19 protein-coding genes are annotated in these 13,061 nt (G+C 70.2%); 15 read left to right on the top strand and 4 right to left on the bottom strand.

The window, feature by feature from the left end; translation table 11 throughout:
- The 4 genes from PO768_RS24920 to PO768_RS24935 form a co-directional block, all read left to right on the top strand.
- On the top strand, positions 1 to 230 hold a 230-nt coding region (locus tag PO768_RS24920; protein ID WP_272648192.1), incomplete at its 5' end, for a hypothetical protein.
- Positions 231 to 262: 32 nt separating this feature from the next.
- A complete protein-coding gene (locus tag PO768_RS24925) occupies positions 263 to 754 on the top strand; it encodes a MotA/TolQ/ExbB proton channel family protein (protein WP_272648193.1) in 492 nt (163 codons plus the stop codon).
- 9 nt (positions 755 to 763) lie between these two features.
- On the top strand, positions 764 to 1,084 hold the full coding sequence (locus PO768_RS24930; RefSeq protein WP_272648208.1) for a DUF2149 domain-containing protein: 321 nt from the start codon (positions 764 to 766) through the stop codon (positions 1,082 to 1,084).
- A gap of 56 nt (positions 1,085 to 1,140) precedes the next feature.
- Positions 1,141 to 2,160, top strand: a complete 1,020-nt coding sequence (locus tag PO768_RS24935; RefSeq protein ID WP_442953297.1) for a ChaN family lipoprotein — start codon at positions 1,141 to 1,143, stop codon at positions 2,158 to 2,160.
- 33 nt (positions 2,161 to 2,193) lie between these two features.
- Here PO768_RS24935 and PO768_RS24940 read toward each other — a convergent pair whose 3' ends face one another.
- Together PO768_RS24940 and PO768_RS24945 are read right to left on the bottom strand one after the other, a co-directional pair.
- Entirely contained in the window at positions 2,194 to 2,769 is a 576-nt protein-coding gene (locus PO768_RS24940; RefSeq protein WP_272648195.1) for a peroxiredoxin family protein, read from the bottom strand.
- A 13-nt stretch (positions 2,770 to 2,782) separates the two neighbouring features.
- Entirely contained in the window at positions 2,783 to 3,334 is a 552-nt protein-coding gene (locus PO768_RS24945; RefSeq protein ID WP_272648196.1) for a carboxymuconolactone decarboxylase family protein, read from the bottom strand.
- 129 nt (positions 3,335 to 3,463) lie between these two features.
- Between PO768_RS24945 and PO768_RS24950 the strand changes: the two genes are divergently transcribed.
- The 7 genes from PO768_RS24950 to PO768_RS24980 all read left to right on the top strand — a co-directional run bounded on the left by PO768_RS24950 (position 3,464) and on the right by PO768_RS24980 (position 8,717).
- Positions 3,464 to 4,330, top strand: a complete 867-nt coding sequence (locus PO768_RS24950) for an AraC family transcriptional regulator (RefSeq protein WP_272648197.1) — start codon at positions 3,464 to 3,466, stop codon at positions 4,328 to 4,330.
- Positions 4,331 to 4,428: 98 nt separating this feature from the next.
- The gene (locus PO768_RS24955; RefSeq protein ID WP_272648198.1) at positions 4,429 to 5,238 is read left to right on the top strand and encodes an isocitrate lyase/PEP mutase family protein; all 810 of its coding nucleotides are present in this window, start codon (positions 4,429 to 4,431) and stop codon (positions 5,236 to 5,238) included.
- A 34-nt stretch (positions 5,239 to 5,272) separates the two neighbouring features.
- Positions 5,273 to 6,439 (top strand): benzoate/H(+) symporter BenE family transporter, encoded by a 1,167-nt coding sequence (locus PO768_RS24960; protein WP_272648199.1) that lies wholly within the window; start codon positions 5,273 to 5,275, stop codon positions 6,437 to 6,439.
- A 44-nt stretch (positions 6,440 to 6,483) separates the two neighbouring features.
- Positions 6,484 to 6,804 carry a DUF6172 family protein gene (locus PO768_RS24965; RefSeq protein WP_262971753.1) on the top strand — a complete coding sequence of 107 codons (321 nt, stop codon included), beginning with the start codon at positions 6,484 to 6,486 and terminating at the stop codon, positions 6,802 to 6,804.
- A gap of 84 nt (positions 6,805 to 6,888) precedes the next feature.
- Positions 6,889 to 7,839: a glutathione synthase gene (gshB, locus tag PO768_RS24970; protein ID WP_272648200.1), complete on the top strand. Its 951-nt coding sequence runs from the start codon at positions 6,889 to 6,891 to the stop codon at positions 7,837 to 7,839.
- 90 nt (positions 7,840 to 7,929) lie between these two features.
- Positions 7,930 to 8,505 (top strand): RNA polymerase sigma factor, encoded by a 576-nt coding sequence (locus PO768_RS24975; RefSeq protein WP_272648201.1) that lies wholly within the window; start codon positions 7,930 to 7,932, stop codon positions 8,503 to 8,505.
- Between the two features lie 8 nt (positions 8,506 to 8,513).
- On the top strand, positions 8,514 to 8,717 hold the full coding sequence (locus tag PO768_RS24980) for a hypothetical protein (RefSeq protein WP_272648202.1): 204 nt from the start codon (positions 8,514 to 8,516) through the stop codon (positions 8,715 to 8,717).
- Here PO768_RS24980 and PO768_RS24985 read toward each other — a convergent pair.
- Positions 8,707 to 9,216, bottom strand: a complete 510-nt coding sequence (locus tag PO768_RS24985) for a hypothetical protein (protein WP_272648203.1) — start codon at positions 9,214 to 9,216, stop codon at positions 8,707 to 8,709. The genes PO768_RS24980 and PO768_RS24985 overlap by 11 nt on opposite strands.
- A gap of 94 nt (positions 9,217 to 9,310) precedes the next feature.
- Here PO768_RS24985 and PO768_RS24990 point away from each other — a divergent pair, with 94 nt between their 5' ends.
- On the top strand, positions 9,311 to 9,823 hold the full coding sequence (locus PO768_RS24990) for an OsmC family protein (RefSeq protein ID WP_272648204.1): 513 nt from the start codon (positions 9,311 to 9,313) through the stop codon (positions 9,821 to 9,823).
- Here PO768_RS24990 and PO768_RS24995 read toward each other — a convergent pair.
- The gene (locus PO768_RS24995; protein ID WP_272648205.1) at positions 9,771 to 11,135 is read right to left on the bottom strand and encodes a cytochrome P450; all 1,365 of its coding nucleotides are present in this window, start codon (positions 11,133 to 11,135) and stop codon (positions 9,771 to 9,773) included. The two genes, PO768_RS24990 and PO768_RS24995, sit on opposite strands and share 53 nt — an antisense overlap.
- 63 nt (positions 11,136 to 11,198) lie before the next feature.
- Here PO768_RS24995 and PO768_RS25000 point away from each other — a divergent pair, with 63 nt between their 5' ends.
- The 3 genes from PO768_RS25000 to PO768_RS25010 all read left to right on the top strand — a co-directional run.
- The gene (locus PO768_RS25000) at positions 11,199 to 12,062 is read left to right on the top strand and encodes a helix-turn-helix domain-containing protein (protein WP_262971747.1); all 864 of its coding nucleotides are present in this window, start codon (positions 11,199 to 11,201) and stop codon (positions 12,060 to 12,062) included.
- A 32-nt stretch (positions 12,063 to 12,094) separates the two neighbouring features.
- Positions 12,095 to 12,553 carry a GNAT family N-acetyltransferase gene (locus PO768_RS25005; RefSeq protein WP_272648206.1) on the top strand — a complete coding sequence of 153 codons (459 nt, stop codon included), beginning with the start codon at positions 12,095 to 12,097 and terminating at the stop codon, positions 12,551 to 12,553.
- 2 nt (positions 12,554 to 12,555) lie between these two features.
- Positions 12,556 to 13,061, top strand: a 506-nt coding sequence (locus PO768_RS25010; protein ID WP_272648207.1) for an FUSC family membrane protein, incomplete at its 3' end; no start/stop codon positions are given.

Here is a 13,061-nt window from a genome sequence, read left to right on the forward strand (position 1 = left end):
CGGCGGCTGCCGCCGCTGCGCCACCGGCTGCCGACGTCGCGCCGCCGCCACCGATTGAAGGCATGAAGCTCGACAAGGTGGCCGAGCCAGCACTGGTCAATCAACCGCAGCTGATCGTCACCAGCCTGGCCGCGCTGTTCCTGCTGCTGCTCGCCGCCGTCGGCGGCGGCTGGCGCGCCTGGCGCCAGGACGCCTGCACACCACCGCGCATGGCTCCCTTGTCCTCCTGAACACTCCCCTCAATCCCGACTCTTCAAACGCCATGTCCTCCATCCTCGAAAACACCATGTATCTGGTGGCGCAGTGGTTTCTGCTGCCCACGCTGGCCCTGATCGCCGTCCTCTTTCTCTATGCCTTCTGGGTGCTGGGCGCTTTTGTCGTGCACCTGCAGCGGCGTCGCTCCGGGGCGGGCCGCCCGCTGCTGGCCGCGCATCGGGCGGCCGGTCCCGAGGGCTTGAGCGAGGACGAGCTGGACCTGAAGGCGCACCGCCTGATGGAAGGCCCGCGCATCGCCAGCCGCGTCACGCCGATGCTGGGCCTGGTCGCGACCATGATCCCGATGGGGCCGGCGCTGCGCTCGCTGTCCGACGGCAATCTGGCCGCCGTCTCGCAGAACCTGACCGTGGCCTTCTCGGCCGTGATCCTGGCGCTGATCGCCGCATCCATCACCTTCTGGGTGGTCAATATCCAGCGCCGCTGGCTGGCCGAGGAGATCGTCGAGATCGGCAAGCTGCGCGCAAAGCCGGGGGCTTGAACCATGGCTCTGAAGCTCTTGCATGAAGCCGAGACCGACGATCCCATCTTGTCGGTCGTCAATCTGATCGACATCTTTCTGGTCGTGATCGCGGCGCTGCTGATCACAGTGGCCCAGAACCCGATGATCAACCCCTTCAACAAGCAGGACGTCACCGTGATCACCGATCCCGGCAAGCCCTCGATGGAGATCATGATCAAGAAGGGCGAGAAGGTCGAACGCTTCAAGGCCAGTGGCGCCATCGGCAGCGGCGACGGCGAGAAGGCCGGCGTAGCCTACAAAATGAAGGATGGTTCCATCGTCTACGTACCGGAAGGCGGCACACAATGAAAAAGACTCTGCTGATGGGCTTGAGCCTGCTGCTGGCCGGCTGTGCCCAGCTGGGCATGACGCCCAGCAACGAGCGCATCGTCGAGGTGGCCAGCGGCCGCCAGATCAGCCGCGACGAGCTGCTGCAGAAGCTGCTTGCCAGCGACTATGTGCTGCTCGGCGAGCAGCATGACAACGCCGTCCATCATCAGCGCCGCGCCGAACTGCTGGCCGCGCTGGGCCCGCGCGTACCGGTGGTGGCCGAGCACCTGACACGCGGCCAGGCCGTGCTGCCCGGCTCCGTGCTGCTGCCGCGCCTGCAGGCGGCGGGCTTCGACGAGAAAGGCTGGCGCTGGCCGCTGCACGAGCCCTTGTTCGCGGCTGCGGCGGCGCCGGGCCGCATGCTGGTCGGTGGCAACACGCCGCGCGATCTTGCGCGCGAGCTCGCGCGCAAGGGCGAGGCGGCCCTGCCCGACGACTTGAAGGCCGTCACCCGGGCCGCGCCGCTGGACGAGGCCGGTGCCAAGGCGCTGGACGCCGACCTGGTGCAAGGCCATTGCGGCATGCTGGCCGGCGAGCGCCTGGTTGGCATGGGCTGGGCCCAGCGCGCCCGCGACGCGGCGATGTGGCTGAGCCTGCAGGCCGCGGCTCAGGCCCAGGGCAAGCCGGCGGNGGCCGCGCCGCTGGACGAGGCCGGTGCCAAGGCGCTGGACGCCGACCTGGTGCAAGGCCATTGCGGCATGCTGGCCGGCGAGCGCCTGGTTGGCATGGGCTGGGCCCAGCGCGCCCGCGACGCGGCGATGTGGCTGAGCCTGCAGGCCGCGGCTCAGGCCCAGGGCAAGCCGGCGGTGCCGCTCGCCGTGCTATTGGCAGGAAATGGCCATGTGCGCCGCGACTACGGCGTCGCCCAGCTGATCGCGGCCCAGCAGCCGGCGGCGCGGGTGGCCAGCGTCGGCTTTGTCGAGACCGGTGCCCAGATCCAGGGCGCGCCCTACCACTACGTCTGGATCACCGCCGCACCCAAGCGCGAGGACCCCTGCGCGGGCATGCGCGAGATGATGGACAAGATGAAGACCAGGGAGGCCGCCAAGCCATAGCGGCCCGAGGGCTTCCTGGCCGAGATCGATGCCTCAGCGGGACTGCTGGGCCGCAGATTCGGGCAGGCGGCAGCCCTGATCGTCGCAGAGCGGCGCGGCGGCTGCGTCCTCGTCGGGCTCGGCGAGCAGGCGGCCGATCAGTGCACCCAGGCGCAGGTCGTCGACGCGGCCGAATTGGTGCAGCCGGATGCGGCCCCGCTTGTCCAGCAGTATCAGGCTGGGCGTGCCGCGCAGGCCCAGGGCCTGCATCGTCAGCGGCACCGGGCCGCCGCGTGGGTCGGGCCGGTCCAGCCCGATGGCGAAGCCGAGTCGGTACTCATCGATGAAGGCCTGCAGCGCGGCGGCGCTGCCCATCACCTCGTGGTGTTCGAACACGCTATGCAGCCCGATCACGGCCAGCTGTTCGGGCGGGAACAGCTCGTGCAGCCTGGCGGTCTGCGGCAGACCATGGGCGACGCAGCCGGGACACAGCATCTGGAAGGCATGCAGCGCGACCACGCGGCCGCGCAGCTGCGGCAGCTCGATGGGCTGGCCGCCGGTATTGAACCATTGCGCGATCTGCAGCGGCGGCGCCAGATCGGCCTGGGCGGCGGGGATCTCGAAGGACATCGTGGTCTCCGTTTCAGAGGGGCTGGGTCCCGCGCCGCTTGACGGCCGGGAAATCGAGCGGCACCTGGAAGGCCAGGTTCATATAGTTGGTGAACAGGTTCAACGCCACATGGGCCAGGATCTCGACGATCTGCTCGTCGTTGAAGCCGGCTTCGCGCAGCGCCTGCACATCGGCATCGCCGACCTGACCGCGGGTGTCGACCAGCTGCAGCGCGAAGCGCAGCGCGGCGGCGGTCTGCGGGTCGGCAGATTCGCCCTGCTGGGCGGCGGCCATCTCGGCGGTGCTGGCACCGGCCTTGCGGCCCAGCATCGTGTGGGCGGCCAGGCAGTATTCGCAATCGTTGCGGTCGGCGACGGCGACGGCGATCTGCTCGCCCAGCTTGGCCGGGATCACGCCGGAACCCAGGGCGCCGAATGCGCCCCACATGCTTTGCAGGGCCGCCGTGGAGTTGGCGACCGCGCGGAACATCGCGGGGGTGGCGCCGAAGGCACCGTGGATCTGCTGGAGCAGCTCCTTGCGGGTGCCGGTGGCCTGGGCGGGATCGATCAGATGAAGGCGGGACATGAGGGTTCTTCCTTTGCTGTGGAGGCGATGGGTCGGGAGGGTTCGGGCAGCTGCTGGATCTCAGTGTGCGCCGCCGCGTCGTACCATTGGCCACTTATCGTCCAATTCGCATACCAATTCGTCCAGACCATGAGCCAGCCGACCATAGACCGCCTGTCCAGCTTGCTGGAGCGCTTCAAGGTGCGGGCACGCCTGTTCCACCAGGGCCCGCTGTGCGGCATCAGCCGCTTCCCGGCCGAGCCCGGGCGCGGGTTCCTGCATGTGATGCGGCGCGGCGAGCTGGAGTTGCGCCATGGGGCGAAGCACAGCGAGCTGCCGCGCCGCCTGCTGATCACCGAGCCGACCCTGCTGTTCTATCCAAGGCCCTTGGCGCACCAGTTCCGCAACCCGCCCGAGGACGGCTCGGACTTCGTCTGCGCCGAGCTGGAGTTCGACGGTGCTGCGCTGAACCCGCTGGTGCGCGCGCTGCCGCCGCTGGTGGTGCTGCCGCTGGCACGGGTCGAGGGGCTGGGGCTGTCTTTGCAGCTCTTGTTCAGCGAGACCGAGCGGCTGCGCTGCGGCCAGCGCCTGCTGGCGGACCGGCTGTTCGAGGTGGTGTTGATCCAGCTGCTGCGCTGGCTGATCGACCATCCGGCCGAGGCCGGTGTGCAGCCGGGCCTGATCACCGGCCTGGCGGACCCACGGCTGGCGCGCGCGCTGGTGGCGCTGCATGAGGCGCCCGGCGAGGCCTGGAGCCTGGCGGCGATGGCCGAGCGAGCCGGCATGTCGCGCAGCGCCTTCGCCGCCCATTTCAAGGCGGTGCTGGCGCAGACGCCGGCCCACTACCTGGCCGACTGGCGCCTGACCCTGGCCCAGTCCCGGCTGCGCCAGGGCCGGCCGGTCAAGCAGATCGCCGACGAGCTGGGCTACGCCAGCGCCTCGGCGCTGTCGCGCCTGTTCAGCCAGCGCCTGGGGCGCTCGCCACGTCAATGGCTGGACGGCCAGGCCGCAGTCTGAGCCCGCAGCAAGGAGGCAGGGGTCCGATAACTTCCAGCAGCCAGCGCGTGCTCATGGGAGGATGGCGGCCTTCAATCGATCACCAGGGAGCCGACACCATGCCCGCCGACCACGCCGCCGCCTTCCATGCGCTGCACCACGCCGCCTCGCCGCTGCTCTTGCCCAATGCCTGGGACCCGGGCAGCGCCTTGCTGATGCAGAGCCTGGGCGCCGCAGCGGTGGCCACCAGCAGCGCCGCCGTGGCCTGGGCCATGGGCTATGGCGACGGCGACCGGCTGCCGGTCGCCAAGCTGATCGCGCTGACCGAGGCGCTGGCCGCGCGCCTGGCGGTGCCGCTGACGGTGGACTTCGAGGGCGGCTATTCGGACGATCCGCAGAGCGTCGGTGCCAGCGCCGCCGCGCTGATCGCCGCCGGTGCCGCCGGCATCAATATCGAGGACGGCCGCGCCGCGCCCGAGCTGCTGGTGCGCAAGATCGCGGCGCTGCGCGAGGCGGCCGAGCGCGCCGGTGTGCGCCTCTTCATCAATGCCCGCAGCGATGTCTATCTGAAGGGCCTGGTGCCGCCCGAGCAGCGCGTGGACGAGCTGCTGGCTCGCGCCGAGCGCTATGCCGCAGCCGGTGCCGACGGCCTGTTCGCGGCCGGCGCGCGAGCGCCCGGAGAGATCGCGGCGATCTGCGCCGGCAGCCGCCTGCCGGTCAATATCCTGGCCCTGCCGGGCGTGCCCGCAGCGGCCGAACTGGGCCGGCTGGGCGTGCGCCGCATCAGCGCCGGTTCCGGCATCGCCGAGTCGGTCTGTGCCCGCATCGCCGAGCTGACGCGGAGCTTTCTCGCTGATGGTGACGGTCAGGTCCTGGGCGAGCGGGCGATGGCTTATGGTGAGCTGAACGCCTTGATGGCCCAGGCCTGAAAGAAAGCGCGATGGACGCCGTTATGCTGCCGCGATGCGCAAGACCTGGCTCCATGACCTGACCCTCTCCGCCGCCGTGGCCGGCTTTGTCGCCGTGCTGGTGGGCTTTACCAGCTCGGTGGCCATCGTGTTCCAGGCCGCCCAGGCGCTCGGTGCGACAGCCGCCCAGACCAGCTCCTGGATGTGGGCGCTGGGACTGGGTATGGGCATCACCAGCCTGGGGCTGTCGCTGTGGACCCGCCAGCCGGTGCTGACCGCCTGGAGCACGCCCGGCGCGGCCTTGCTGGCCGGCTCGGCCGGGCTGTCGATGGCCGAGGCGATCGGCGCCTTCATCGTCTGCGCGGCGCTGATCATGCTGTTCGGGGTGACGCGCTGGTTCGAGCGGGTGATGGACCGCATCCCGCTGGCCGTGGCCTCGGCCCTGCTGGCCGGCGTGCTGGCCCGCTTCGGGCTCGATGCGGTGCTGACGGTCCAGAGTGCGCCGCTGATGGTGCTGGTGATGGCCGGAGCCTATCTGCTCGGCAAGCGCTTCATGCCGCGCTATGCGGTGCCCGGCGTGCTGCTGGCCGGTGTGGCGGTCGCGGCGGCCCAGGGCCGGCTGCGCCTGGGGGCGGTCGACTGGTCCTGGGCCCAGCCGGTCTGGACCACGCCGGTCTTCAGCCTGGCGGCCCTGGTCGGCGTGGCCCTGCCGCTGTTCCTGGTCACGATGGCCTCGCAGAACCTGCCCGGCGTTGCCGCCCAGCGGGCCTCGGGCTACCAGACCCCGGTGTCGGCCAGTATCACGGTGACAGGTCTTGCCTCGCTGCTGCTGGCGCCCTTCGGTGGCTATGCCTTCAACCTGGCCGCGATCACCGCCGCCATCTGCATGGGCCGCGAGGCGCACGAAGACCCGACCAGGCGCTACACCGCCGCCGTGATGGCCGGCCTGTTCTATATCGCCGTGGGCCTGGCCGGCGGCGCGGTCGTCGGCCTGCTGGTCGCCTTTCCGCGCGAGCTGGTCGCAGCGGTGGCCGGCCTGGCCCTGCTGGGCACGATTGCCGGCGGCCTCTCGGCCGCGCTGAAGGACGAAAAACACCGCGACGCCGCCATCCTGACCTTTCTGGTCACGCTGTCCGGCGTCTCGCTGCTGGGCATAGGCTCGGCCTTCTGGGGCGTGGTGGCCGGCAGCGCTGCGCTGCTGGTGGCGCGTTGGCGGGCCTGACGGATAATTCCTGCCCCGAACGCGCGCTGTCCCAGAGACTTGCCATGAAGAAGACTTTCCAACTCCACGTCGAAGGCAAGAACCCCGAGCGCCTGCTCGAAGCCATCAAGCACGAGATCCGCCAGTACCTGAAGCGCGAGCGCCGCAAGCCCCTGCCGGCGCAAGCGGACTTCTGGGACTTCGACTGCCGCTTCGGCCTCAGTGAGGCGGCGGCCGAGGTGATCCATGTCGGCGCCTTCATGGACCGCATCAACGAGGCCGCTGCCGCCCAGGCCCCGGCCTTCTACCTGGAACTGCTGGCCAAGCCGGCGCAGCGCAGCTTCGTGCCGCGCGCATCGGCGCTCGACGACGGCGACGAAGATTGATGAAGGGCTGAGCCCTGCGCCTCGGCGCCAGTCGTGCAACACTGCGCACCGCTGAGTACCTCCCCTTGTGAAAGTGCGCCCGTCATGATCCTCTTATTCGTCGCCGACCCGCTGGAGTCCTTCAAGACCTACAAGGACACGACTTTTTCGATGATGCGCGAGGCCGCCAAGCGCGGTCATGTGCTGTGGGCCTGCCATCCGGCCGATCTGGTCTGGATTCGTGGTGGCAAGGTCAGCGCCCACGGTGCCCGCCAGATCACGCTGACCGGCGACGCGCATGACTGGTTCAAGGTCGAGCAGACGACGGAGCTGGTGCTGGCCGAGACGGATGCCATCGTGATGCGCAAGGACCCGCCGTTCGACAGCGAGTTCTTCTACGCCACCCATCTGCTGAGCCAGGCCGAGCGCGAGGGGGCGAAAGTCTTCAACAAGCCGGCATCGCTGCGCGACCATCCCGAGAAGCTGGCCATCCTGGAGTTTCCCGAGCTGATCGGCCCGACTCTGGTGACGCGCAGCGCGGCGGCCATCAAGGCCTTCCACGCCGAGCACCGCGACATCATCCTGAAGCCGCTGGACGGCATGGGCGGCATGGGCATCTTCCGCGTCGGCCCCGACGGGCTGAATCTCGGCTCCATCATCGAGACGCTCAACCAGGGCGGCGCCGAGACGGTGATGGTGCAGCGCTATCTGCCGGAGATCGTCCAGGGCGACAAGCGCGTCTTGCTGATCGGCGGCGAGGTCGTGCCCTTCTGCCTGGCCCGCATCCCGCAGGGGACGGAGATCCGCGGCAATCTGGCCGCCGGCGGCAAGGGCGTGGCCCAGCCGCTGAGCCCGCGCGATCGCGAGATCGCAGAGCAGCTGGCGCCGGTGCTGGCCGCGCGCGGCCTGCTGCTGGTGGGCCTGGATGTGATCGGCGACTGCGTCACCGAGATCAATGTCACCAGCCCGACCGGCTTCCAGGAAATCACGAAGCAGACCGGCTTCGATGTCGCGAAGCTGTTCGTCGATGCGCTGGAGCGGGCCGCCGGAGCCTGAGCTTTTTCTTCGGGCGCTGAACCCTTTGGGCCGTTCGGGCCCTCCTTGCTGCAGAAACTGGTGTGAACCCCTCTGCAGGAGTGCTGAAGAATGTTGCAAGCCCCGATTGAACTGGTGGAGTCCGCGCGCCGTGGTGACCAGGGCGCGGTAATGCAGTTGCTGAGCCTGTGCCAGCCCGATCTGAAGCGCTTTGCGCGCCGCAGCTGCAGCAGCAGCGAGGATGCCGAGGACGCGGTGCAGCTGGCGCTGTGGCAGCTGTATCGCCGCGTCGGCGCGCTGCGCACGGCGGCAGCGCTGGCCGGCTGGCTGTTCCGCATCGTCGAGCGCGAGTGCTACCGGCTGCTGCGCCTGCGCAAGGGCAGCGACTCGCTGGAGGACCTGCCCGAGGCGCTGGAGCCCCAGGCGGCGGTGCTGCCGCTGGATCTGCGCCGCGATCTGGCCCGGGCGATCGAGCAGCTGAGCCCGCCCTATCGCGAGGTGCTGCTGCTGCGCGATGTGCATGAGCTGACGGCGCCCGAGGTCGCGGCCCAGCTGGGCCTGAGCCTGGAGGCGGTCAAGAGCCGGCTACACCGGGCGCGCGCCCGGGTGCGCGAGCAGCTGCTGGCCAGCGGCTACTGGCTCAAGGACGGCGCACCACAGGCGGGCGCTCAGGGCGACGCACCGTGAGGCCCGGAATGTTCTGCAGTCGTTCCATCACCATTCATCTGCTGCGCGGGGCGGCGGCCGCGCTGCTGCTAGTGCTGGCGCTGTGGCCCGGGCCGCTGGCCGGCTGGCTGCGTGCCATCGCCTTGGCCGGCGCGGTGGTGCTGATGCGGGGCTGCCCGATGTGCTGGCTGCTGGGCTTGTTCGAGACGCTGCGGCGGCGGTTCAGGACCTGAGCCCGAAGACACCCGGATGCTTGGGCAGGCGGATCGCCGGATTCAGCGTGGCCAGCGCCCGATACAGCGCCTTCCGGTCATAGCCGTAGTTGGGGCTCAGGGCATGACATTGGCCGCTGCGTGTCTGGATCGAGATATAGCGGGCGTCGGCCTCGCGGTCCGTGCTGTGCTCGATGGCGACAATCTCCGCCGGATCAACCGAGAAGCACCAGGCCTTGAACATCGGGTGATGCGAGCAGAATTCGCTGGCGCTCAGCCGGATCGAGAAGCTGGCCGGATGGCTCAGCAGCCAGGCCGCCACGGCCAGCAGGCCCAGTTCGGCGGCTACCCCTATGGCCATCAGCAGGCTGGCAAAGCGCGGGCGGGCGACGGGGTCGTTTATCAGCTGCAGCAAGAGCCACAACACCAGCGGGAGCAGCAGCATATTGATCAAGACCACCCGGGCCTGCTGCTTGCGCGAGTGCTCGTAGTGGAACAGCAGAGGGGCGCTTGTGCTCATGCGCGGATTGTGGCGTCGGCGCGGTGGCTTGCGCGCCGGCGGAAGTCGCTAGGATGTGACGCTTTCGACCCCTATCAAGACAGGATGACGCCCCATGCCTGAATTCTCCGCCTCCGTGACCTGGGCACGCCAGGCCGATGAAGTCTTCACCGACCAGCGCTACAGCCGCCGGCATGCCTGGGGCTTCGATGGCGGCGCCCAGGTGCCGGCCTCCTCATCCCCGCATTCGGTGCCCCTGCCGTACTCGGACCCGGCGGCGGTGGACCCCGAGGAGGCCTTTGTGGCTTCGCTGTCCAGCTGCCATATGTTGTGGTTTCTGAGCCTGGCGGCCAAGGCCGGCTGGGTGGTCGAGAGCTATCGCGACGACGCGGTCGGTGTGATGGCGCGCAATGCGCGCGGCAAGATGGCGATGACGCGCGTGACCCTGCGGCCTGTCGTGCAGTTCGCCGATGCCGCGCCCGATGCGGCGGCTCACGAGGCTCTGCACCACGCCGCCCACGAGGCCTGCTATATCGCCAACTCGGTGGCCTGCGAGGTGCTGTGCGAGCCGCAGCTCAGCCGCGCGGCCGCAGCGTCAGCCGCAGGGGTTCCGTCGGCCGCAGCGTGATCCGCAGCGCCGGTATCGGCGCCGGCCGGCCGGGCGCGGGCGCCAGCTCGTAACGCTGCAGCAGCAGGGCGGCGATCAGCCCGATCTCGGTCAGCGCGAAGTGGCTGCCCAGGCAGACCCGCGGTCCGGCGCCGAAGGGCAGCCAGGCGCCGCGCGGGATCTCGGCATGGCCGCTGGCCGGATCGAAACGCTCGGGGCGGAAGGCCTCGGGCTCCTCGAACCAGCGCGGATCGCGCTGGATGATGCCCGGGGTCAGTCGGATCATCGAGCCCGCCGGCAGGGTGTAGCCGCCGATCTGCAGCGGCACGGTGCTGATGCGCGACAACAGGGCCGGGGCTGGCGGGTACAGGCGCAGCACCTCCTTGATGCAGGCCTGCAGCCAGGGCAGACGCGGCAGGTCGGCGGCGCTCGGTGCCCGCCCGCCCAGCACCGCGTGCAGCTCGTCGGCGGCGCGGCGCTGCGCCTCGGGATGGGCGGCCATGCACCAGCCCCACCAGGTCAGCGCGGCGGCGCTGGTCTCGTGGCCGGCCAGGAAGATGGTCATGCACTCGTCGCGCAGCGCCTGTTCGCCGAGCGGCCGGCCCTGCGGGTCGCGCAGCTGCAGCAGCATCTGCAGCAGATCCTCGCCCTGGAAGTCAGGCATGGCGCGGCGCCGCGCCAGCTCGCCGCGGATCAGCCCATCCAGGGTCTGCAGCGCCCGGCGCTTGCCCGTTTTCCAGGGCGCCCACAGCGGGGCGCTGGCCGGCCAGAACATCTCCTGCATGCCGATCAGGCTGATGGCATGGACGGCATCGGCGGCGCGCCTACCCTCGGCCGTGTCGCTGCGCGAGAACAGGCTGCGCAGGATCACCTCCATCGTCAGCTGGGTCATCGCCGACTCGAAACCGAACTCGGGGCCGCTCTGCCAGCCCGCCAGCGCCTGCTCGGTGGCCGCCACCATCAGCGGCGCGAAGGCCTCGACCCGCTTCGGCGCAAAGCCCGGCTGCAGCATCTGGCGCTGGCGCTTCCAGGCCGGCCCCTCGGCCACCAGCACGCTCTGGCCATGGGCGGCGGCGAACACCTCGATGGCGCGCTCCCAGCGGATCAGCCCTTCGTGGGCAGCCACAAGCAGCTCGCGCACCTGCTCGGGATGGAAGAAGTTGTAGTCGCGGTAGTGCATCAGGCGCAGATGCACGATGTCGCCATGGCGGCGCTGCAGGCCGCTCAGAAAGCCCAGATAGTCGCGCCGCAGCGCGCCCAGCTCGGGCAGGCCCAGCCAGCGGCAGGGCGGGCCGGGAGGCAGGGTGGGGCGTGTCAAGGTGTCGGTCGTCATGGCGGCGATCTTGCCGGCACCCTGTTTTTCGGTATTGAACGGTTGCGACACTAGACTGCGAGCATGGATCACTCCCTGCATCCCGATGCCGTCGCCCGCCTGCTGGTGCCAGGTCTTGCGCTGAGCGGCTGCCTGCATGCCCATCTGTGGCGCGACACCTCGGCGGCGGCCGGGCTCAGCGAGGCTCAGCGCAGCAGCTGGTTTCCGGCCACGCCGCTATGCGGCCTGAGCTGGGTGCTGGCCGGGGCGGGCGAGCAGTTGGACGAGGCGGGGCGCTCGCTGGGCCTGTTGCCGGGTCCGCTGCTGGTCACCGGGCCGCGCAGCCGGCCGGCCTTCTACCGCGCGCATGGGCCGACGCGCTGCTTCATGACCGCGATCACACCGGATGCGCTGCAGGCGCTGACCGGGCTGGACATCGCAGCCCTGTGCGACCGCTGCGTCAGCATGGAGCAGCAGCCCGGGCTGAATGAGCCGGACTGGCGTGCGTTGAACGCGGCGATGCTGGCCGCGCCCGACGAGCAGGCCTGCCAGCGCCTGCTGGAGGACTTCCTGCGGCCGCGCTGGCGCGCGGTGCCGCAGGCGGGCGGCAGCGGCTACCGTGACTGGATGCAACACCTGGCCCTGCGCGCGGTGGCCGCCGGCCATGGCCGCAGCCTGCGCCAGATGGAGCGCCGAATCAAGCAATGGAGCGGCCAGAGCCTGCGCGCGCTGCGTGCGCTCAGCCGGGCCGAGGCCACCTATGCGCAGGGCCGGCGCGCGATGGCCGAGGGCGAGCTGGTCTGGAGCGCGCTGGCCCAGGATATGGGCTATGCGGACCAGGCCCATCTGTGCCGCGAGACGCGCCGCGTCACTGGCTTCAGCCCCGAGGAACTGCGCCGGCGCATCGACAGCGAGGAGGCTTTCTGGCCCTATCGCGTCTGGGCCTGAGCGCCCCCTGTTTTCAAAGCAAGGAAGCCAAAATGTCCGTGCAACTGGTCGAAATCACCCGCCACAACCTGGCCGAGCTGCTGAAGCTGGATGCCGGCGACGGCGGCAAGCAGGTGGCGCCCAATCTCAAGTCGATGGCCCAGGCTGCCGTCTATGCCGAGGCCTGGCCGCGCGGCATTGCGGTGGACGGGGTGCTGGTCGGCTTTCTGATGCTGTACGACCCCAGCCTGACGGCGCAGCCGGAAGAACCCGAGTTCGCGCTGTGGCGGCTGATGATCGATCAGGGGCAGCAGGGCAGGGGTTATGGCGCGGCGGCGGTGCAGGCGCTGATCGCCCATGTGCGTACGCGGCCCGGCGCCGACGTGCTGTATCTGAGTTATGTGCAGGACAGTGCGAATGCGGCGGCGGCCGAGCGCTTCTATCGCTCGCTGGGTTTCACGCCGACCGGCGAGATCGATGATGGCGAGCTCGTGATGAGCCTGAAGCTCTGAACATGCCAGGCCCCTGGCGCCGCCTCTCCGCCGCCCAGCTGAACGGCATCAGTGTCGCGCTGGGCGTGGCGTTGATACAGGCCTTGTTCACTGCGCTGTTCGGGCTGGACGCCGGCCTGGCCGCCGCCGGTGGCGCGGTCTGCTGCAGCCTGCCGGACCTGCCGAACCCGCCGCAGCGGGTCTGGCGCCGGCTCTTCCCGGCCGCGCTGCTGGCCGCGCTGGTGACCCTGGCCGTCGGCCTGCTGCGGCATTCGCCGGTGGCGATGACGGGGCTGATCGCGCTGATCGCCTTTGGCACGCTGATGATGATGGCCTGGGGGCCGCGCGCCGGGCCGCTCTCCTTCACCGGCGTGCTGGCGCTGGTGTTCGCGATGGCCTGGCATGCGCCGCCGTCGGCCACCGCCGCCCTCGCCCATGCCGGCTGGGTGCTGGCCGGTGCGCTGGTCGATACCCAGTGGGCGCGCGCCGGCGCCTGGCTGCTGCGGCGGCGCTACCGCGAGCTGGCCGT

The organism is Paucibacter sp. XJ19-41, from assembly GCF_028462495.1.
Lineage (GTDB): Bacteria > Pseudomonadota > Gammaproteobacteria > Burkholderiales > Burkholderiaceae_C > Roseateles_E.